The sequence below is a fragment of the Haloarcula sp. CGMCC 1.2071 genome, assembly GCF_037078445.1.
Lineage (GTDB): Archaea > Halobacteriota > Halobacteria > Halobacteriales > Haloarculaceae > Haloarcula > Haloarcula amylolytica.
Genome location: NZ_JAYMGY010000004.1, coordinates 165153 through 184393, shown reverse-complemented (window position 1 = coordinate 184393; position 19241 = coordinate 165153). Strand labels below are relative to the sequence as shown.

18 protein-coding genes are annotated in these 19241 nt (G+C 63.5%); 11 read left to right on the top strand and 7 right to left on the bottom strand.

All coding sequences use genetic code 11. From position 1 onward, the window contains the following. Positions 1 to 5: 5 nt before the first annotated feature. On the bottom strand, positions 6 to 458 hold the full coding sequence (locus VI234_RS11170) for a type IV pilin (RefSeq protein WP_080504302.1): 453 nt from the start codon (positions 456 to 458) through the stop codon (positions 6 to 8). A 243-nt stretch (positions 459 to 701) separates the two neighbouring features. Then, the gene (locus tag VI234_RS11165; RefSeq protein ID WP_008309486.1) at positions 702 to 2120 is read right to left on the bottom strand and encodes a geranylgeranyl reductase family protein; all 1419 of its coding nucleotides are present in this window, start codon (positions 2118 to 2120) and stop codon (positions 702 to 704) included. A gap of 182 nt (positions 2121 to 2302) precedes the next feature. Between VI234_RS11165 and VI234_RS11160 the strand changes: the two genes are divergently transcribed. Both VI234_RS11160 and VI234_RS11155 read left to right on the top strand, forming a co-directional pair. Then, positions 2303 to 2635, top strand: a complete 333-nt coding sequence (locus tag VI234_RS11160) for a 2Fe-2S iron-sulfur cluster-binding protein (RefSeq protein WP_008309487.1) — start codon at positions 2303 to 2305, stop codon at positions 2633 to 2635. A gap of 195 nt (positions 2636 to 2830) precedes the next feature. Continuing rightward, positions 2831 to 3433: a DUF7110 family protein gene (locus VI234_RS11155; protein ID WP_008309489.1), complete on the top strand. Its 603-nt coding sequence runs from the start codon at positions 2831 to 2833 to the stop codon at positions 3431 to 3433. 80 nt (positions 3434 to 3513) lie between these two features. On the opposite strand, the gene VI234_RS11150 is transcribed toward VI234_RS11155, so the two are convergent. Further along, a complete protein-coding gene (locus VI234_RS11150) occupies positions 3514 to 4131 on the bottom strand; it encodes a stage II sporulation protein M (protein ID WP_008309491.1) in 618 nt (205 codons plus the stop codon). A gap of 136 nt (positions 4132 to 4267) precedes the next feature. Between VI234_RS11150 and VI234_RS11145 the strand changes: the two genes are divergently transcribed. Both VI234_RS11145 and VI234_RS11140 read left to right on the top strand, forming a co-directional pair. Continuing rightward, complete coding sequence (locus VI234_RS11145) at positions 4268 to 5245, top strand: phosphoadenosine phosphosulfate reductase family protein (RefSeq protein ID WP_008309493.1); 978 nt, start codon at positions 4268 to 4270, stop codon at positions 5243 to 5245. 702 nt (positions 5246 to 5947) lie between these two features. Further along, positions 5948 to 7138 (top strand): MFS transporter, encoded by a 1191-nt coding sequence (locus VI234_RS11140; protein WP_008309498.1) that lies wholly within the window; start codon positions 5948 to 5950, stop codon positions 7136 to 7138. Here VI234_RS11140 and VI234_RS11135 read toward each other — a convergent pair whose 3' ends face one another. Together VI234_RS11135 and VI234_RS11130 are read right to left on the bottom strand one after the other, a co-directional pair. Further along, positions 7139 to 9160, bottom strand: a complete 2022-nt coding sequence (locus tag VI234_RS11135) for an AMP-binding protein (protein WP_336330046.1) — start codon at positions 9158 to 9160, stop codon at positions 7139 to 7141. Between the two features lie 147 nt (positions 9161 to 9307). Further along, positions 9308 to 10177 (bottom strand): SDR family oxidoreductase, encoded by an 870-nt coding sequence (locus tag VI234_RS11130; RefSeq protein ID WP_336330045.1) that lies wholly within the window; start codon positions 10175 to 10177, stop codon positions 9308 to 9310. A gap of 246 nt (positions 10178 to 10423) precedes the next feature. Between VI234_RS11130 and VI234_RS11125 the strand changes: the two genes are divergently transcribed. The 5 genes from VI234_RS11125 to VI234_RS11105 are packed head-to-tail and all read left to right on the top strand — an operon-like array spanning position 10424 to position 15362. Further along, entirely contained in the window at positions 10424 to 11773 is a 1350-nt protein-coding gene (locus VI234_RS11125) for an ABC transporter substrate-binding protein (RefSeq protein ID WP_008309503.1), read from the top strand. 9 nt (positions 11774 to 11782) lie between these two features. Next, a complete protein-coding gene (locus tag VI234_RS11120; protein WP_336330044.1) occupies positions 11783 to 12727 on the top strand; it encodes a branched-chain amino acid ABC transporter permease in 945 nt (314 codons plus the stop codon). Then, positions 12727 to 13875, top strand: a complete 1149-nt coding sequence (locus VI234_RS11115) for a branched-chain amino acid ABC transporter permease (RefSeq protein WP_336330043.1) — start codon at positions 12727 to 12729, stop codon at positions 13873 to 13875. Before VI234_RS11120 ends, VI234_RS11115 begins: the two co-directional genes overlap by 1 nt. A gap of 1 nt (position 13876) precedes the next feature. After that, a complete protein-coding gene (locus tag VI234_RS11110; protein WP_008309509.1) occupies positions 13877 to 14632 on the top strand; it encodes an ABC transporter ATP-binding protein in 756 nt (251 codons plus the stop codon). Then, positions 14625 to 15362 carry a branched-chain amino acid ABC transporter ATP-binding protein gene (locus VI234_RS11105; RefSeq protein WP_336330042.1) on the top strand — a complete coding sequence of 246 codons (738 nt, stop codon included), beginning with the start codon at positions 14625 to 14627 and terminating at the stop codon, positions 15360 to 15362. The genes VI234_RS11110 and VI234_RS11105 overlap by 8 nt, the downstream gene beginning before the upstream one ends. Positions 15363 to 15390: 28 nt before the next feature. Here VI234_RS11105 and VI234_RS11100 read toward each other — a convergent pair whose 3' ends face one another. Beyond that, complete coding sequence (locus VI234_RS11100) at positions 15391 to 16095, bottom strand: helix-turn-helix domain-containing protein (RefSeq protein WP_336330041.1); 705 nt, start codon at positions 16093 to 16095, stop codon at positions 15391 to 15393. Between the two features lie 108 nt (positions 16096 to 16203). On the opposite strand from VI234_RS11100, the gene VI234_RS11095 reads away from it, so the two are divergent. After that, positions 16204 to 16788 carry a GNAT family N-acetyltransferase gene (locus tag VI234_RS11095; protein WP_336330040.1) on the top strand — a complete coding sequence of 195 codons (585 nt, stop codon included), beginning with the start codon at positions 16204 to 16206 and terminating at the stop codon, positions 16786 to 16788. A gap of 44 nt (positions 16789 to 16832) precedes the next feature. Here the strand turns inward: VI234_RS11095 and VI234_RS11090 are convergent, their stop codons facing one another. Further along, entirely contained in the window at positions 16833 to 17306 is a 474-nt protein-coding gene (locus VI234_RS11090; RefSeq protein WP_008309516.1) for an FKBP-type peptidyl-prolyl cis-trans isomerase, read from the bottom strand. A 130-nt stretch (positions 17307 to 17436) separates the two neighbouring features. Between VI234_RS11090 and VI234_RS11085 the strand changes: the two genes are divergently transcribed. Beyond that, a complete protein-coding gene (locus VI234_RS11085; protein ID WP_336330039.1) occupies positions 17437 to 19119 on the top strand; it encodes an acyl-CoA mutase large subunit family protein in 1683 nt (560 codons plus the stop codon). The last annotated feature ends 122 nt before the right edge of the window (positions 19120 to 19241 follow it).

Genomic DNA, 19241 nt, shown 5'->3' with positions numbered 1-19241 from the left:
ATACGCTACGGCGCTTCCCAGCTGGCGAGCTGGATCGATTTGCCGCTATCCGGCGACTTCCAGTTCAGCGTGACCGTTGCATCCGAGAGATCAGCGGCTTTCGAAAACGTCACCTTCGACCCGGCTGTGATTTCCGAACCGGCCGCCGGTGCGCCGCCGAGACTCGGGAAATCGTGCTGTCCGTTGGCGGTTGAAGCCCCGCTAACGGTGATGTACAGGTTTCCGGCCCGGATCGAGTCGCCGCTCCGGTGTTCGATTGTCAGGCTGTCGGGACTACCCGCGTCGTAATCGAACGTAAACGCCGCCTGTGGCGCGCTTTGGCCGAGACTCCCAGACCCGAAATCGAGGAAGAACGTCGCTGCTGTCGCCGCCAACAGCACTGTTATTGCAACCATTAGAATGACACCAACAACTGGCGAGACTGCACTATCGTCGGATTGGAATCTGCGTGCTAGCATGATTGACCCCCACTCGGGCGACGGTCGACACGCTGTCTCCGTCTCGGTGACCCCCCGGTCGACCGACCCCAGTGTGACTTCATTTTGATATCATGTTGTTAAATAATAAAACTTGTTGTTCAGAACTATAGTTCACGATTTCAGCAACTACTCTCCGGATAGCTGTTCGAAACGCCGTCGCTGCTGCTGGCAACCCCGCGCCAGAATATCAGACTTGGCCGGAAGACGCAACGAACCGCCGCGTCAGTACTTGGGCTCTGCGCCAGTGACGTCGTAGATATCGTCCATAATCGAGTCGCGCTCGCGCTGCCAGGCCTCGAAGCCGCTGCGGTCGCTTGGATAGGATTCGTAATGCTCCAGCAGCCGGTCGGCAGCTTTCTTCGTCTGGTAGAGGTCCCGGATGGTCCCCAAGTGGCCGATGCTCTTGACTGCCATCTTGATTTTGAGTCCGAGCCCGATACTGGTCGAACCGCCGTACAGCGCCTCGGCGAGCTTCTCGCCGGGTAACGCGGCCAGCAGCGCCATCAGGTCGTCGACGTCGTAGGCGGTGGTGAAGATGTTGTACACGTCAAGCGCCGCGTACCGGGCGCCGAAGTGCTCCATCACGCGCTCGTTGTACTCCCAGAGCGCGGCTTCGTCGTCCGTCCGGCCGGATTCGATAGCCTCGATAGCCTGTTCGGCGGCGTAGGTCCCGGCGTAGGCCGCACCGGCGATACCGCCGCCGGTGGTTGGATTGACGTGTCCAGCGGCATCCCCGACGGCCATGAACCCGGGCGCGACGGCGGAGTCGTACGGCCGGCGCGTCGGCAGCGCAGCGCCGAGTTTATCCTGTACCTCCGCCCCCTCGAACTCGCTTCGGCCCTGCAGGTCGCGCTTGAGGTCGTCGACCAGTTCCATCGGCTCCTCGTTCATCTGGAAGCCGAGACCGGCGTTGATCTCCGTGTCCGTACGCGGGAAGTACCAGAGGTAGCCGGCGGAGCGCTCGGTCGGCTTGAACACGAGCGCGTCGTCCCATTCGACCGGCTCGTCAACCTCGATAATCTCCCGGTAGGCAGAGCAAAACTGCGAGTACTGGACGTTCGTGTCGAAGGTCGCGTCTTCGAGGTCGGTCTTGTCCTGCAGAATCGAGAGCGCGCCGGCCCCGTCGATGACCATGTCACCCTCGTACGTGACGGGGTCGCCTTTCCGCATGGCTTTCACGCCGGTCACACGGCCGCTGTCGTCCTGCAACACGTCTTGAACGACCGTGTCGTAATGGAACTCCACGCCGCTGTTGTTTGCCCCTTCGATGAGACAGCGACCGTACTCCCAGCGGTCGATGACGGCGAGTTCGCCCGGCACGGGGATTTCGAGGACGGTGTCTTCCTGTGGTATCTCGAACCGGCCGTGGTCGACATCTGTGTTGGTAAACGCCGGTTCGAGCTGTGACTTCGGAATCGCTTCAGGGAAGTCGCTGGCACCCTTGAGCGCGTCCCCACAGGCGATGTGGCCGGCCTCGGTCTCGTCTTTTCGCTCTACGACAACGACGTCGTAGCCCGCGTCTGCGACAGTCGCGGCGGCGTAACAGCCGGATGTCCCGGCCCCGACGACGACAACGTCCACGGAAACGGTCCGTGCAGTCGCCGACGCTCCGCCGGCGTTGTCGTCCTGGTGTGTGGTCATGCACTCCCGTCCTGCCCGGAGAGAGAAAATTATTCCGACTACGGGTTTCAGAACTGCTGTAACTATTTCTGCGATGCACAGCCGACTACGGGTGCGTCATGCGGCATTGACGGACAGCGGTCCGTTTCGCTCCGGGACAGCGGTGATAAAGAGTTTTGCTGGGGGGTGTCAAAGGGCCGAGCATGACCGAGTACACGGTGACGTTCGTGGGGACGGGCGAGGAAATCACCGTCTCCGAGAAGGAGACGATTCTCTCGCGGTGTATCGAGGAGGGTATCGCCCAGGAGTACTCCTGCCGCGTGGGGATGTGCCTGGCCTGTTCGGCGGAAATCATTGAGGGATCGGTCACGCAGCCTGCCGCCCGCGGACTGACCGACCGTGAACGGGAGAACTACGCACTGACTTGCATGGCGCGCCCGCAGTCGGACCTGAAACTCGACCGCGGGAAGTACCCGCCCAGTATTGAAGCGGATGTCGACCTGGAGGACGGCGATGCCACGCCTGCGGACGACTAGTAGGCACTGAATACCATTAGCATATGGCCTGCTAGAAGGTCTGTAAATACCTTTAACATACGCCTGATATATTGCCTGATATAGAGCGGTGAAACCGCGAATGAAGGACAGGTCATATAAGCAAGTGGCCCCTATGGAGTAGTGACTACAGCGTCAGCGGACGGCCTTCGACGACTGATACACGCTTCCCCAACCATGACCAGCCGCGTATACAGACTTCACTCGACACTTGAACTGCCACTGGAAGACGCCTACGATTTCTTCGAGGATCCGGACCTTCCCCCCGAAATCGCTGACATCGACATCACCCGTCGAAACAATACGCTAATCGTCAGCGCCGTCGCCAAAGACGACTCCATGAGCAAGTACACCCCGACGGCCCAGCTCAAGGCCAGCGTCACGGAGAATCGGGTGTACGAGGAAGACCCCGACGAGATGGGACCGCCCGGAGCCGCGAGTACCGGGAGTTCCGGCGGTGGCCCACAGTGGGGCGCACTCGAAGAGGAAGAGGAAGAGATTGAGTCCGAACTCGTTGAGTACGCCTGCTTCAAGGGCGACCGTGAGACCGTGCTCCAGAACACCGCGCTCCAGTACGCGATGTTCGAGGTTCTGTGTGAGGTCGCGAAAGTCGCTGAGAAAGGAACGTTGACGGCGATTGCGGCGGTCGACGAGGAACTCGAAGCCGTCCGCATCGTCGATGGGGAAGAGCGGCCCGCCGCGATCAACGTTGCAGAGGAACCCCGCGACGGCGAGGAAGAAGAGGGCGTCAACTGGCGCGACAACGAGTTCATCTCGTAACGCGGCCTGCGGAGCGTCCGGTCACGGATTCAATTTTGCCGAGCCGTAGCTCAACACCGAATAGCGGACGGTCCGAACCGCTACGCTGGCGTGATGCCCGAGAGATCGGCGTCCGTGAACCGTGACGCGATTTCGATTGTGAGGTTCGCTTCGATGTAGGCCGCAATCACGATTAGTACGGCGGCCGTTGCAAGCAGCCAGCCGGCTTCCCGGAGATCCTGTCCAGTAACCAGTTCGTTTGTGCGGCCACGGATGTACTGTATCGTGCGCCACCCGAACCGAAGCCCGACGGCGGCGACGATGAGCAGTGCGGGGATTTCGATGAGGCCGTGTGGAACGATGAGTGCGGCGACGACGACGGGCGAGACCTGCTTGAGTGCGATACCGACGACGACCCCGATGAGCAGGCCGTTCAAGACGAGCGACAGGACCGTCATCGAACCGAGCGAGATAGCGCCGAGTGCCATCACGAGCAACGCCCCGAGGTTGTTAACGGTCAGTGAGACTGTCGTTAGCTCAGCCGGCATGAAGGGATTCTCGCCGGTCGTTCCGGGGTTCTGAAGCCATTCGGCGGGTACCTGGCTGCCGAGTCCGTACCCGAGGAGTCCACTGACGATCAGGATCAGCGCGGCTACAGGGACATAGCGCAACAGCCAGCGGTGAAAGAGGCGGGCCGGAAGGGTTGGGCGGTCGTCCATACCACGCCTTTCGCGCCGGCAGCAAAAAACCCGAGTGACCTGAACGGGCGCGGCCGCCGTTTTATTTGCCACCGCCTCACACACCTGTCGGCCATCCAAAAAGTACTTGGCACTCGTAATTATATCTCATTACACTATGTCCGAATCAGCAGAGTTCCCGGACTATCTGGACGTTGATTACACTGACGGGGAAGGCGAAGACCCCGAAGAGTACCCGACTGTCAACCACAAGATCGAGAAGGCTATCGAGGTCACGAAGACCGGCCTCGAAGAGTACGAGAACCCTGTCGTGATGTGGACCGGCGGCAAGGACTCGACGCTGACGCTGTACTTCGTCAAGGAGGTCGCCGACCGCTTCGACCTCGAAGTCCCGCCGGTCGTCTTCATCGACCACTACCAGCACTTCGACGAACTCATCGACTTCGTCGAGCACTGGGCCGACGAGTGGGACCTCGACGTCATCTGGGCCCGCAACGAGGATGTGGGCAACTACGTCGACGAGAACGGTCTCGAACCGGGTGACGACATCCCTGTCGACGAACTCTCCGAGCACAACCAGCACCACATTCGGAACATCCTCGAATACGAAGAGGACACGTTCCCGTTCCTGCTCGACACCTACGTCGGCAACCACCTCCTGAAGACGGTGGCGCTCAACGACACCATCGAGGAGCACGACGTCGACGGCATCCTGTCGGGCATCCGCTGGGACGAGCAGGAGTCCCGCGCCGACGAGACGTTCTTCTCGCCGCGTCACGACCCGGACATCTACCCGCCGCACGACCGCATCCAGTCGATTCTCCAGTTCGCGGAAGCCGACGTGTGGGAGGCCTTCTGGAACTTCGTCGTCCCGGACACGGTCGAAGGCTACCCGGACGACGGCTACGTCCCGCAGGGCCAGGACGACCTGCCCGAGGGCATCGAGAAGGAAGACGTGCCGGTCTCGCCGAAGTACTTCGCCGGATTCCGTTCGCTCGGGAGCGAGGTCAGCACCGACAAGTCCGCCGAGGAGCCCGCCTGGCTGCAGGACATGGCGAACACGACCGAGCGCGCCGGCCGCGCCCAGGACAAGGAAGACCTGATGGAGCGCCTGCGCGACCTCGGCTATATGTAAGCGGCCACGGAACGACGCTGATTCCGTACTGTTATTTCCCTTGCTGTCTCAGTAGCGACGTTCGCCACGACAAACAGTAAATACACGGCCGAATCCGTCTGTCGACCGAGACGAGTGGTCTCCGATAGCTGACCCCCGGAGTACAGAAGCCCCCCTCGGCACTGAATACTGTCACTCTAACACTTCGACAAGAGTCGATGTATCCCGCGCCGGCAGCAATCCCGGACCCGGTGTGGTCAAACGCACAGAGTAGACACGGCTGTCGTTATGTGCGCGGCAACGGCTACAGGCGACGACCAATACCCGTTTTAGACCCTTGTTCATCCTTTCTGAACGATGTAATTATCCGTCCCACAATCCGGTGGATTGCAGTCTAAGCCTCGCTACGTCCCGCAAACCGGCCGAAAAACGTTATAGACGATTGTCGAGAAAAGGTTTAGGTACTGTCGAACAATACCAGTAGGTGAATGAGTTCAGACCAGTACAACTGTCCGAACTGCGGGACGGAATTGAGCTACCAGACGACGAAGCACAACGGCTGTTCGAACTGCGGGTTCGTTCCGCCGCACAGCGCTGAGTAAGGCGGATTGGGCCGAGTTAGCGGACGCGCTGTTCTGTAGTCGGTCGTTGTGGAGTTCGACGAGTAGGGTCACGTATTCGGGTCCGACATCTATTTTTCTCGGCTCGCTGTATCCGTTGTCTGTGACGGACCGCACAGACCGGGGCGTTCTCGCGGGCGTTATCTTCGCCGTTTTACTGGCGCAGGTCTTGCTGTATCCGGGCGTCGACAGACTCGTCCGGACGCTGGGTGCGACGACGGACCTGAACGCGAGTATGTGGTTCCTGGCCGCTGAGTTCGGGGCTTTCGTCGTCTTCGCTGGCGTATGGGGCGTGCTCAGCGACGCCACCGGACGGCGCACGCCGTTCATCGTCGGCGGGGCGGGCGCGGGCGCAGTGCTATACGCCCTCATTGCGTGGCTCCCCGGCGCTGTCTCGCTCCCGTTTGCCGGCGTGCTGGTCCTGCGAGCGCTTCAGGGCGGAGCCACCATCGCGGCGTTCTCGCTGGCGATGACGATGCTGATGGACCTGGGCGGCGGCCACGGCAAGAACATGGGGGCGGCAGGCATCGCTATCGGCAGCGGAACGGCGCTTGGCGCGCCACTCGGCGGCCAACTGTACGAAATCCAGACCACGCTCCCGCTGTACGTGGCGAGCGCGCTGTCGCTCGTTGTTGCAGTGGCCGCTCTGTTCGTGACCGACCGCGCACCGTCGGACGGGCGGTCGGGCCTGGCTGCGACCGTGTCCGGGCTCAAACAGCGACCGACCCTCGGCGTCCCGTACGCCTTCGGGTTCATCGACCGGCTCACCGCGGGCTTTTTCGCGCTCGTCGGGACCCTGTATTTCAGGGAGACGTTCGAACTGGGGCCCGGCGAAACCGGCGTTATGCTGGCACTGTTTTTCGCGCCGTTCGCCCTCCTGCAGTACCCCTTCGGCGTGCTCTCGGACCGCATCGGTCGAACGGCTCCGATTGTCGCCGGGTCCGTGCTGTACGGACTCACCGTTATCGGCGTCGGGCAGGCTCCGACGGTCACCATCGCCGGTGCGGGGATGGTACTGACCGGCGTCATCGGCGCGCTGATGGCTCCGGCGACAATGGCGCTCGTTTCGGACCTCGCCGGCGAGACGGAGCGCGGGACCGCTATGGCCGGGTTCAACATCTTCGGTAGCGTCGGCTTCCTCGCCGGCATCCTCATCGGCGGTACCGTCGCGGGAGCGTTCGGCTACGCAGTCGCGTTCTTTGTCGCCGGCGGGACAGAAGTCGTCCTCGCGGTGCTGGCGCTCCCTGGATTGCTCCGGCTGGAGAAGCCGGCCGAGGACGCCGTCGGGGGCTGACTACGACGCCTCGCGGACCTCGTCCAGTGCGTCCGGGTTCTCGATGCTGGACATGTCGCCCAGGTCCTCGCCGCGGTAGACGCCGGCGATTGCCCGGCGGATGATCTTCCCGCTCTGAGTCTTGGGGAACTCGTCGACGAACAGCACCTCCCGGGGCCGGAACGGCTTGCCGAGTTCCTCGCCGACGGCGGCGCGGATATCGTCCCGGAGGTCGTCGTCGGGTTCGTAGCCGGCCTCCAGAACAGTATAGAGGACGACGGCAGTGCCAGTGGTGTCGTCCGGGGCACCGACGGCGGCGGCCTGATTGACGGCGCTGTGTTCCATCGCCGCGCCCTCGACCTCCGCCGGCCCGACCTTCCGCCCGGCGACGTTGAGCACGTCGTCGGCCCGGCCGTGGAGGAACCAGAGGCCGTCCTCGTCCTTCTGCGCCCAGTCGCCGTGGTCCCACACGTCGTCCCAGGTTGACCAGTACTCTTGGAGGTAGCGCTCGTCGCCAGACCAGAGCGACCGGGTCATCGACGGACAGGAGTCCCGGGCGACCAGATAGCCACGCTCGTGGGTGTCGGCGATGGATTCGCCGTCGGGGTCGACGATGTCGATGTCCATCCCCAACCCGGGACCACCCAGCGTACATGGTTTGAGCGACTGTATCGGCATCGGCATGAGGAAACAGCCCATTATCTCGGTCCCGCCGGAGATGTTGATGATTGGACAGTCCTCGTTCCCGACGTTTTCGTGGAACCACAGCCAGCTCTCGGGGTCCCAGGGTTCGCCAGTCGAGCCCAGCAGCCGCAGGCTGGAGAGGTCGTGGCCCTCCAGCCACTCGTCGCCTTGCTTGCGGAGCGCCCGAATCGCGGTCGGTGAGACGCCGAAGGTGGTGAGGTCGTGGCGGTCTATCATCTCCCAGAAGCGGTCCGGCTCGGGGTGGTCCGGCGCGCCCTCGTACATGAAGACGGTCCCGCCGAAGGCGTGGTTCCCGAGCAGCGTCCACGGCCCCATCATCCAGCCGATGTCGCTCACCCAGAAGAAGCGGTCGCTCGGCTTGTGGTCGAACCCGAAGTAGATCTCTTTGGCCGCCTGCATGAGCGCGCCGGCGTGCGTGTGGACGATACCCTTCGGCTTCCCGGTCGTTCCCGAGGAGTACAACAGCATCGACTCCTGATTGCTCGGGAGTTCCTTCGCCGCGTACTCGTCGTCGGCGGTCTCGATAGCCTCGTCCCACCACTCGTCGCGGCGGGTCCAGCGAATCGTCTCGTCGGGGTCGTCCGCGATGCCGAGCCGGTCGTAGACCACGGTGTGTTCGACCGGCGTCGTTCCCAGTTCCTCGCCAGCCTGTTCGATGGCCTCGTCGGCGCTGCCCTTGAGCTGGACCCCCGAGCCCCGGCGGTAGAAGCCATCACCGGTGAATAGGACGGAACACTCGGCGTCCGCGATGCGGGTCGCCGTCGCGTCGACGCCGAACCCGGAGAAAATCGGCACGGCAATCGCGCCGACTTTGAGACAGCCGTACAGTATCGACGCGACTTCGGGGACCATCGGCATATAGAGGCCGACGGTGTCGCCGGTGCCGACGCCGACGGACTCCAGGTAGTTCGCCACCTTGCTGGCCTGCCGGTTCAGTTCGTGGTACGTGACCTCCCGCACGTCGCCGGGCTCGCCCTCCCAGATGAGCGCCACCGTGTTGCGGGTGGGGCTGTCCCGCGCCGCATGGCGGTCCAGGACATTGTGGGCGGCGTTGATGGTCCCGCCGGCGTACCAGTCGGTGAACTGCGGCCCCTCACTGTCGTCTCGGACCTCGTCGTACGCCTCGAAGAACTCGATGTCGAGGTACTCCGGGAGCAGGTCCCAGAACCACTCGACGCCTGATTCTGGTTCCTCCGGCAGGTCCGTGGTCGTTCGCTCGATGAGTTCGTCGTAGTTTTCGATGTCGTATTCCTGCATGAACTCCCAGACGTTCGTCGACTCGACGAACGCGTGGCTCGGTTCGTGGACGATGGAGTCTACGTGGTCTTGTTCGCTCATAGCGTCAGTATTCCGTAGTGTTTGGCCGTCTGGTATAAACTCGTACCGCCGCCCGGGGCACCATACGCCCGTGGGCCGTCCGGGGGAGCCCGGTCCCGCAGCGCGTGCGTTGCGGGCCGCTGCAGTTCACGTTCACACGTCACTGTCTCACTCGTAGGTCGTTGTCATTCCGCCGTCGAACAGCAGGTCCCCGCCGTTGAGATGGTCGGCGTGGGTCGAGAAGCCGAACACGAAGAGGTTCGCTACGTCGATGGGGTCCATCATCTCCTTGACTCGGGCCTGACCCAGCATCACGTCGTCGATGACCTCGTCGACGCTGATGCCACGTTGCTCGGCGGTGTCGGGAATCTGGTCGACCACCAGCGGCGTCTTGACGTAGCCCGTACTGATGGAGAACCCACGGAGTCCGTCGCCGCCCTCGGCGGCGATAGACTGCGTCAGCCCCCGCAGGCCGAACTTCGAGACGTTGTAGGCCACCTTGTCCGAGGTGACGTAGTGGCCGTGGACCGACGCCATGTTCCCGATGGCACCGACGCCGTCGTCGGTCCCGCGGATGTGTGGAATGACCTGTTTCGAGAGCGCGAGCGGGGCTCGCAACATCACGTCGTGCATCTGGTCGTACTTCGACATCGGGAAGTCCTCGATGGCGTCGATGTGCTGCAGGCCGGCAATGTTGGCGAGGTAGCGGACAGTGCCGTGGGAGGCGGCCGTCTCGACGATGGTTTCGATGTCCGCGTCGCTCGCGAGGTCGCCGGCCACGGTCTCGACGGCCCCCTCGAGGTCGAGGTCCGTCGCGGTCGCCGCGACTTCGTCGAGCCCCTCCTCGTCGATATCTGTGGCGACGGCGGTCACCCCGTTGGCGGCCATCGCCAGCGCCGTCGCCCGGCCGATGCCCGACCCGCCGCCGGTCACCAGACAGACAGTGTCGCTCGTGTAGTGGTCGTCGTCGACGAACAGGATCGAGGACTCGTCGATGGACTCGACTTCGAGGCGTTCGTGAGAGGTGCTGGATGCCATTCGGTCACACGTTCTCCAGTCATGCCCGAATAGGGGCGGGTTGATATGTATACCCGACTGGCTGCTGCGGAACTCCTGCAATTCGGGGTGAGAACACCGTTCCGCCGTCTCACCGGCCACCGTGGTTTACGTGTAAACCTCCCGTTATTCGGGGGTTACGTCGGAAGAGCCAGCCATCCCTGTGAGCGTGGCACACACTGCGTGACCAGACAGCCCGGACGAGTCCGGGCGTATTGGGACACACCTATGGAACAAACGACAACGGACCATGACACTGGTGGCATCGGCAGGCGACAACTGCTCTCCGCCGTCGGCGGCTCGGCCGTCGCCGCAGCACTCGCTGGCTGCTCGACGCTGCTGAGCGACGGTGAAACAGCGGATCAGGGCGGGCAGTCCGGAGGCGAGATATCCGACGAACCGATACAGGCCGGGCTGTTGACGTTCACGCGTGGCGCACCGGGCGTACTCGGTATCCAGGCCCAGCGCGGGGCCGAACTCGCAGTCCAGCGCATCAACGAAGCGGGCGGTATCGGCGGGCAGCGCGAGATCGAGCTGGACGTGGTCAACGAGGGGTCGAATCCGCTCGACAGCTACAACCAGTTCATCGAAGAAGGAAAAGAGGTCACGTTCGGCCCGATTTCCAGCGGCACGCACAGCCAGATAGCCCCCGAAATCGAGAAAAACGAGATTATTAACGTCAGCACCGACGGGACGGTGACGACACTCTACGAGGAGACCGTCCCTGACCCGACCTACTCCTTTCGCTTCCAGAACTACGACATCATGGAAGTGGTGACGATGGCTCGGGAGGCCGTCGAACGCATCGGCGCTGACAACATCTCGACCGTCGCTGGGGTCAACCCCGGCTACTCCTTCGGCGAGGACGAGATGCGGGTGTTCACACAGGCCATCCAGCAGCTCACGGACGCCGAAATCGTCTACGAGGGGTTCCCGGAACTGGGGGCCAGCGACATGTCGAACCACATCACCTCGATCAACAACGAAGAGCCGGACGTGACCTTCTCCAGCCTGTGGGGCGGCGACGTGACGACGTTCGTCCGACAGGCGAACGCCAACAACATGTTCGAGAACACGACGGTGTTCGGCACGACGCTGTACAGCGCGGCCGGCGACGTGCCGGGCGATGCACTGGCCGGGACGGACATCTACTCCGGGTCGCGCAACTACTACTGGGGCCTGCCGGCGCTCGGTAACTGGCAGCCCGGCCGCGAGTTGTTCGACGCCGCGACACAGCAGGAGGGCGTGACCGTCCCGACCGCACACTACATGAGCGGCTACGGCGCGGTCACCGCTTGGGCGACGGCCACCGAGAAGGCCATCGACCTGCTGGGGACCTACCCCAGCCAGGAGCAGATCGCGCAGGTCCTGGAGGGCCACGGCTTCTTCACGCCGGCCGGCTACCACAACATCGCCGAGGACCACCAGGGAGCGTCGAACTCCTTCGCCGGGCAGATGGTGTACGACGACGACCTCGGCGCGGCCAGGCTCGACGACGTGAACACCTACGCGGCGACCGAGACCGCGCCGCCGCCGGGCGTCACCGGCAGCGACTGGCTGGATAGCTGGAGCGCCTGATACCGAGCCATGGCCGTAACACCCACAGCCGCGCTCGTCCAGACGCTCAACGGCATCCAGTTCGGGTTCATCCTGTTCATGATCGCCTCGGGACTGACCGTCATCCTGGGCATCCTGGACGTCCTGAACCTGGCCCACGGAGAGTTGTTCTCCATCGGCGCGTACACCGCCATCGGCGTGTTCGGGTTTATCATCGGCATCGTCGGCCCACCGGGTGGCGGCGTCGTCGGTACCGCCGTGTTCGTTCTCGCGGTCCTCGCAGCCGTTCTGGTGACGGCAGCCATCCTCCTCCCCGTCGGGACCCTCTTCGAAGCAGTGTTCCTGCGCCAGATTTACGACCGCGACCAGGTGTACCAGCTGGTGCTGACCTTCGCCCTCCTGCTCATACTCCTCGACGTGAAGAAGTTCATCTGGGGGGACAGCTCGATACGGACCGACGCCGTCTACAGCGCCATCAACACGATTCCGACGAGCGAACTCGTCGGGCTGAACTACCCGACTTACAACGTGTTCGTCATCCTCGTCGGGTCGGTCGTCGTCGTCGGCCTGTTCTGGTTCTTCGAGCGCACGAAAACCGGCCGTATCATCCGCGCGACCGCCATCGACCGCGAGATGGCGACCGCCATCGGCGTCAGCACCGACCGCGTGTTCACGCTCGTGTTCGCGCTCGGTGCGTTCCTCGCCGGTTTCGCCGGTGCGATGGCAGTGCCGCCGACGTCGGCAACGCTCGAAATGGGCACCAATCCGCTGGTACTATCCTTCGTCGTCATCGTCATCGGCGGCCTCGGCAGCCTCCGAGGCGCGTTCGTCGGGGCGCTTCTGGTCGGTGTCATCCGGAGCTGGATGATCACGCTGTACCCGCCGGGCGAAATCGCCGCCCCGTTCGCCATTATGGCGCTCATCCTGCTGGTCAAGCCCGAGGGCCTGTTCGGGACGTGGGGTGAGACAGCGTGATGCCGGAGCGCGTCGACCGTGACGGGACGCCAGCGTATCGCTTCCTCGGGGTCGAAGTGACCCGCCGGGAGGCCGCCTTCCTCGTCCTCGGGGTCGTGTTCCTGTTCGTCATCCCGGACATCGCGGGCCTCTCCGACAGCCTCCAGCTCAGCGTCATCCATCAGGGCCTGCTGTTCGGCTTCGCGGCGGTCGGGCTGAACCTCTTGCTTCGGCACACGAAGCTCACGTCGTTCGGCCACGCGGCCTTCTTCGGCACCGGCGCGTACGCGACCGCAGTGCTGGCCCGCTACGCTGGCGTCCAGAGCGTCGGCCTGCTGTTGCTCGGGGCTATCGCGGCTGCGACGGTGATGGCGGCTATCATCGGGGCGCTATCGCTGCGACACACCGGGCTGTACTTCGCTCTCCTGACGCTGGCCTTTGGCCAGCTCCTGTACGCCATCGCGCTCGGGCAGAGCGCACTCGGGGGAAGCGACGGGCTCCCCATCCGACCGGGGCCGGCGAACCAGCCGCTCCTGTTCGGGACCGCGTTCAGCCCGGACGTGTATCAGGTGCTGACGTACTACCTGACGGTGGTCGTCATCCTCATCGGCCTGTTCGTGATGTACCGCATCACGCAGTCGCCGTTCCGCAACGCGCTTGACGCCATCGGGCAAGAGCGGACCCGAGCGCGGTTCATTGGTCTGCCGGTCCGGCGGTACGTCTGGGCCGCCTTCGTCGTCTCGGGCATCTACGGCGGCGTCGCGGGCGGCCTGTACGCCGTCGTCCGCCAGTACGTCCGTCCGGAGGGGACGCTGTTTTTCCTCCGGTCCGGAGACATCCTGTTCATGGCGATTCTGGGCGGGTTCCGGACGCTGGTCGGCCCGCTCATCGGCGGTGTCGTCCTCGTCTTCCTGCAGGACGTGGGCCAGGACGTGACCCAGTACTACGATTTCCTGACGGGCGTAGTGCTCCTGATCCTGGTGTACGGCTTCCCGAGGGGTATCGTCGGATCGCTCCGGTCCGGCGGCATCGTCAACACGCGGCTCAATGAACTGCGTCGAGAGCCGTCCGTCCTGTCGACGTGGGGGCGGACCGCCGTGCAATCGATAGAACGGAAAGTGACAGAAGCGCTGACCAGCCTGCGAATAATCCTTTTTGGAGTCGACTGATATGCTCGAAGCACGCAACCTGCGGAAGTCCTTCGGTGAACTGGTCGCAACTGACGACATCACGCTCGAGTTCGGCAAGGACGAGGGCGAACTCGTCTTCATCGTCGGCCCCAACGGAGCCGGCAAGACGACGTTCATCAACCTCCTCACCGGCTTTCTCTCGCCGGACGAAGGCTCCATCGTCCTCGACGGCGACGACATCACCGGCATGTCGGCAAACGGTCGTGTCGACGCCGGTATCGCCCGGAGCTTTCAGGTCGTCAAGGTGTTCGAGGAGATGACGGTCCGGGAGAACCTCCGGACGGTCGTGCTGACCGAACAGGGCAAGACCTGGAGCCTGTTCTCGATGGCCGACGGCCACGCGGAAGTGGAGACCAAGGTCGATGAACTGCTTGCGAAGTTCCGGCTCGAAGACGCCGCCGACACCCTCGCCGAGGAACTGCCCCACGGCGACCGGAAGCTGCTCGACGTGGCGATGTCCTTCGGCCTCGACCCGGACTACCTCTTGCTCGACGAGCCGACTTCCGGTGTCTCGACCCGCGAGAAGGAGTACGTCATCGAGACGATTGTCGAGGTCGGCAGGGCCGAGGGCGTCACGACGGTCACCATCGAGCACGACATGGACATCGTCACCGAGTACGCCGACCGCGTCGTGGCGCTCCACCAGGGAACCGTCCACGGCGTCGGCCCGCCGACGATGCTCGAAACCGACGACGAACTCCGGCGGCTCCTCCTGGGGGTGGGCGACGATGAGTAGCGAACCCCTGCTGTCAGTTCGCGGTCTCAACGCCGCCGTCGAGGGGTTCCAGGTGACCGAGGACATCGACCTCGACGTGAACGCCGGCGAGGCGGTCGGTCTCGTCGGCCGCAACGGGGCCGGCAAGACGAGTACCTTTCGCGGCATCATGGGCCTGACGCCGGTCTGGAGCGGCTCAGTCACGTTCCGCGGCGAGGAGCTGACCAGCATCCGCTCGGAGCTGATACCCAAGCGAGGCATCGGCTACCAGCCCGAAGACCGGAAGCTGTTCACCGGGATGACTGTCGACGAAAACTTCCGGCTCCCCATCTGGACCAGTGGGAAGGCCCGTGGTATCGACGACGAGGACGCGGTCATCGAGAGCGTCTACGACGTGCTGACCGAACTCGATGACCGCCGGGACGCGAAGGTCCAGAACCTCAGTGGCGGCCAGGCGAAGATGGTCGCTATCGGCCGGGCACTGGCGCTTCAGCCCGACCTGCTCATCCTCGACGAACCGCTAGAGGGGCTAGCCCCGGTCGTCGTCGAGAGCCTCAAGCGCTACATCCGAGCCATCAACGACCGCGACATCGCGGTGCTCATCGCGGAGTCCAACGTCACGCACGTCCCCGATGTCGTCGACCGCCTGTACGTCATCGAACGGGGCGACATCGTCGCCAGCGGCGACCCCGAAGAACTGGCGGCCGACGAAGACATCCAGAAGCTGATGCAAGGGAGCGGTACGGAGTAGCGGAAAACCGGAGCACCGGACCGGTGGCCTACTCGGTCACGTCGTTCATCGCCGTCGTGACGCGGTCGAGTATCTTCCGCTGACTGCGCCGGAGGTTCTTCGAGATAGCCATCTTGGAGACATCGAACTCCTCGGCGAGCGACGACAGGGTCGCGTCCCGAGGCGTGTCGAAGTAACCGCCTTCGACGGCTTTCTCCAATGTGTCCCGTTCGACATCCGACAGCTCCCGGCAGCCATCGACCAGCCGCTTTGCCGAGTCGATGTTCTGCAGCAGGTCGTAGTAGTCCTCCAGGTCGACCGACTCCCGGGACCGGATGGTGTAGTCGTTGTCCCGCTCCAGTTCCGACAGCGTCCCCTCTGCGACTCGCTCGGTGTCGAAGCCGACGTGCCAGATTTCCGAGCCGTCACGGATGCGGAACGGCCCGGTGATGTAGCCGCTGTGGTCGCGGATGACGCTCATCGCGTTCGTCTCGTCGATGCGCGAGCGGATGAGCGCCAGGTCGCCCTTCCGACGGAGAAGCTGATAGGACTCCATGTGATCGTGCGTCTCCAGCGCGTTCAGCCCGCGATCCAGTTCCTCCCAGTCCGCGCCGTTGACCATGATCCGCGTCTCCAACTCCCGCTCGACAGGGTGGAAATCCCACTGCTTGGCCAGAAACGACACCTCGTAGTCCCGTGTTGTGTCGATATACGGACAGTCGTACTGGACCATGTCCATCTCGAGCGAGATCATGGGTAATCAATCATGTTGAACTCTCTTAGTGATTGCCTCTCCGCCACGTAACCCGACCGTGCCAGTCACGCCGCAAACCCTTTTGACTGCGGCAGTTAACTTTCGAGTATGTACGTCCGGGATGCGAAAAACCGAGAGGAAGTCTGGTTGCTCGACCGTATCGAGGAGATGGGGCTGGACGAGACGGCTTTCAGATCCCGGGACTACGTCGTCGCTATCGACGAGGAGAGCCACGAAAAGGCGGGCTTCGGCCGTATCCGTATTCACAAGAGCGACGAGGAGTCCGTCTGTGAACTGACGAGTATCGGCGTGCTGCCCGTATGGCGCAACCAGGGGGTCGGCGCACACGTCATCGAGCGCCTGGTCGAGTACGCCGGCGACGAGGGGTTCGACACCGTCTACTCGCTGACGAACGCCTCCGAGTACCTCGCGCAGTTCGGTTTCGAGCGCATCGAGCCGGCGCAACTCCCTGACTCGCTCCGGGACCGACTCGCGACCAAACAGGAGAACATCCAGCCCGACGCGGTGCCGCTCCGGGTGGCCCTCGACCGCTTCGAAGTACCGGGGCACCTCCGCAAACGGTTCAAGCGGGCCAGTGCCGGCGAGTCCGAGGAATCCGAGCCGGAGGAGGGTCCCGAGGACTTCGGCATCGACCCCGACGAAGCGACCTACAAGTACGACACGGGCGACTGATTATTTGCCGACGACGGACCGATTACCTGCCGACGACAGACTGATTATCTGACATCGACGACTTCGATATCGAACACGAGCGTCTTGCCGGACAGCTCGTGGTTGAAATCCACCTCGATAGCGTCGTCGCGGACCGCAGTCACATCCCCGTGGAGGCCGTTCTCGGCCTCGACGTGGAGCCCGACCTCCGGCTCTTTTCCGACCATACCCTCGAACGTCTCCGGGTCGTACTCGCGGACGCGGTCGGCCTGGAACTCCCCGTAAGCCTTTGCTGGCGGCACTGTGACGGTGGCCTCCTCACCCGCAGTCATTCCGACGATAGCCTCGTCGATCCCTTCGATGATCTCCCCCGCACCGACGGTGAAGGAAAGCGGTGCGTACTCGCTCGCCTCGACGCCCTGTGCCTCGATGAGTCCGTGCTCTCTGGCGACTTCGGGACGTGACGTATCGAAGACGCTCCCGTCCTCGAAGCGGCCGACGTACTCGATAGTGACGCCGTCTCCCGGTTCGATTGGCATACGTCCTCGATAGATACCGACGATATAAACCCGCCTCGGAACAGCGCGCGACCGTCTCACGGTGGGACGCGCATTACAAACCGTGAAGGATTTAAGAACCCTTAAGCCTCCGCCGTCCGACAATCCGTCCATGTTTGACCCCGACGAGCTGGCGGAGATACGGGAGTCGAAGGCTCAGTGGGAGGAAGACGACGTCCAGCCCACCGTCGACCGCTTTGGCGAACGCAAGGAGACGTTCACCACGGACACCGAGGGACACGAGGTAGACCGTCTGTACACCCCCGAAGACATCTCCGATATGGACTACGAGGAGGACCTGGGCTTCCCCGGCCAGGAACCGTACACCCGCGGCGTGTATCCGACCGGCTATCGGGGCCGACTCTGGACGATGCGTCAGTACGCCGGGATGGGGACCGCGACCGAGACTAACGAGCGGTTCAATTACCTGCTCGACCAGGGCCAGACCGGGCTCTCGATGGCTTTTGACCTCCCGACGCAGATGGGCTACGACTCCGACCACGCGATGGCCGCCGGTGAAGTCGGCAAGACCGGCGTCGCCATCGATTCGCTGGACGACATGGAGACCGTGTTCGACGGCATCCCGTTAGACGAAGTCTCGACGAGCATGACAATCAACGCCCCAGCGTCGGTGCTGCTGGCGATGTACATCGCCGTCGGCGACAAGCAGGGCGTCGACCGCGAGGCACTCCGCGGAACCATCCAGAACGACGTGCTCAAGGAATACATCGCTCGGAACACGTTCATCTACCCACCGGAGCCGTCGATGCGACTCATCACCGACATCTTCGAGTTCTGCGCCGCCGAGACGCCGAAGTTCAACACCATCTCCATCTCGGGGTATCACATCCGCGAAGCCGGTTCGACGGCCGCTCAGGAAATCGCGTTCACGCTCGGCGACGGCATCGAGTACGTCGAAGCCGCCATCGAAGCCGGCCTCGATGTGGACGAGTTCGCCCCGCAGCTCTCCTTTTTCTTTGCCTCCTACAACAACATCTTCGAGGAGGTGGCGAAGTTCCGGGCGGCCCGGCGCCTCTGGGCGAAGATCATGGACGAGCGCTTCGACGCCCAGAACCCAAAGTCCAAGCAACTGAAGTTCCACACCCAGACCGCCGGCTCGACGCTGACCGCCCAGCAAATCGAGAACAACGTCGTTCGCGTGTCCTACCAGGCGCTTGCGGCGGTCCTCGGCGGAACCCAGAGCCTCCACACCAACGGCAAAGACGAGGCCATCGGCCTCCCGACCGAGCAGTCAGTCAGGACCGCGCTGCGGACTCAGCAGATTCTCGCGCACGAATCCGGCGCAGCCGACACCATCGACCCGCTGGCCGGGAGCTACTACGTCGAGTCCCTGACCGACGAACTCGAAGCCGAGGCCCGCGAACTCATCGAGGAGGTCGACGAACGAGGCGGGATGCGCCGCTCCATCGAGGAGCAGTGGGTCCAGCGCCAGATTCAGGACGTGGCCTTCGAGCGCCAGCGCGAACAGGAGGCGGGCGAGCGCGTCATCGTTGGCGTCAACGAGTATCAGGTCGAGGAAGAGGGCGAACAGGACATCGAGGAGGTCGACGAGGCCGTCGAACAGGCCCAGCAAGACAACGTCGCCACCGTCCGGGAGGAGCGTGACGACGAGGCTGTCGAGGCGAAACTCGACGCACTCCGGCAGGCGGCCGAGGGCGACGAGAACGTCATGCCCTACATCATCGACGCCGTGAAGGTGTACGCCACGACCGGCGAGGTGTGTGACGTGCTCCGGGACGTGTTCGGTGAGTACCAGCCCGGCTCGTCGATGTAACGCCGCGCTTTCGGTTCCAAAGGTTCCGGTCGGCTTGGTCTTTGTCCCGAATGACGGCTGGATTGACACGCCAGCCGCCGGCTAGCTGGCCCGGACCACGTTCATCCGGCCTGTCGGCCTCT

Coding starts and splice junctions, on each gene's coding strand:
- VI234_RS11170 (WP_080504302.1), bottom strand. CDS start 458: ATGCTAGCACGCAGATTCCAATCCGACGATAGTGCAGTCTCGCCAGTT.
- VI234_RS11165 (WP_008309486.1), bottom strand. CDS start 2,120: ATGACCACACACCAGGACGACAACGCCGGCGGAGCGTCGGCGACTGCA.
- VI234_RS11160 (WP_008309487.1), top strand. CDS start 2,303: ATGACCGAGTACACGGTGACGTTCGTGGGGACGGGCGAGGAAATCACC.
- VI234_RS11155 (WP_008309489.1), top strand. CDS start 2,831: ATGACCAGCCGCGTATACAGACTTCACTCGACACTTGAACTGCCACTG.
- VI234_RS11150 (WP_008309491.1), bottom strand. CDS start 4,131: ATGGACGACCGCCCAACCCTTCCGGCCCGCCTCTTTCACCGCTGGCTG.
- VI234_RS11145 (WP_008309493.1), top strand. CDS start 4,268: ATGTCCGAATCAGCAGAGTTCCCGGACTATCTGGACGTTGATTACACT.
- VI234_RS11135 (WP_336330046.1), bottom strand. CDS start 9,160: ATGAGCGAACAAGACCACGTAGACTCCATCGTCCACGAACCGAGCCAC.
- VI234_RS11130 (WP_336330045.1), bottom strand. CDS start 10,177: ATGGCATCCAGCACCTCTCACGAACGCCTCGAAGTCGAGTCCATCGAC.
- VI234_RS11125 (WP_008309503.1), top strand. CDS start 10,424: ATGGAACAAACGACAACGGACCATGACACTGGTGGCATCGGCAGGCGA.
- VI234_RS11120 (WP_336330044.1), top strand. CDS start 11,783: ATGGCCGTAACACCCACAGCCGCGCTCGTCCAGACGCTCAACGGCATC.
- VI234_RS11115 (WP_336330043.1), top strand. CDS start 12,727: ATGCCGGAGCGCGTCGACCGTGACGGGACGCCAGCGTATCGCTTCCTC.
- VI234_RS11110 (WP_008309509.1), top strand. CDS start 13,877: ATGCTCGAAGCACGCAACCTGCGGAAGTCCTTCGGTGAACTGGTCGCA.
- VI234_RS11105 (WP_336330042.1), top strand. CDS start 14,625: ATGAGTAGCGAACCCCTGCTGTCAGTTCGCGGTCTCAACGCCGCCGTC.
- VI234_RS11100 (WP_336330041.1), bottom strand. CDS start 16,095: ATGATCTCGCTCGAGATGGACATGGTCCAGTACGACTGTCCGTATATC.
- VI234_RS11095 (WP_336330040.1), top strand. CDS start 16,204: ATGTACGTCCGGGATGCGAAAAACCGAGAGGAAGTCTGGTTGCTCGAC.
- VI234_RS11090 (WP_008309516.1), bottom strand. CDS start 17,306: ATGCCAATCGAACCGGGAGACGGCGTCACTATCGAGTACGTCGGCCGC.
- VI234_RS11085 (WP_336330039.1), top strand. CDS start 17,437: ATGTTTGACCCCGACGAGCTGGCGGAGATACGGGAGTCGAAGGCTCAG.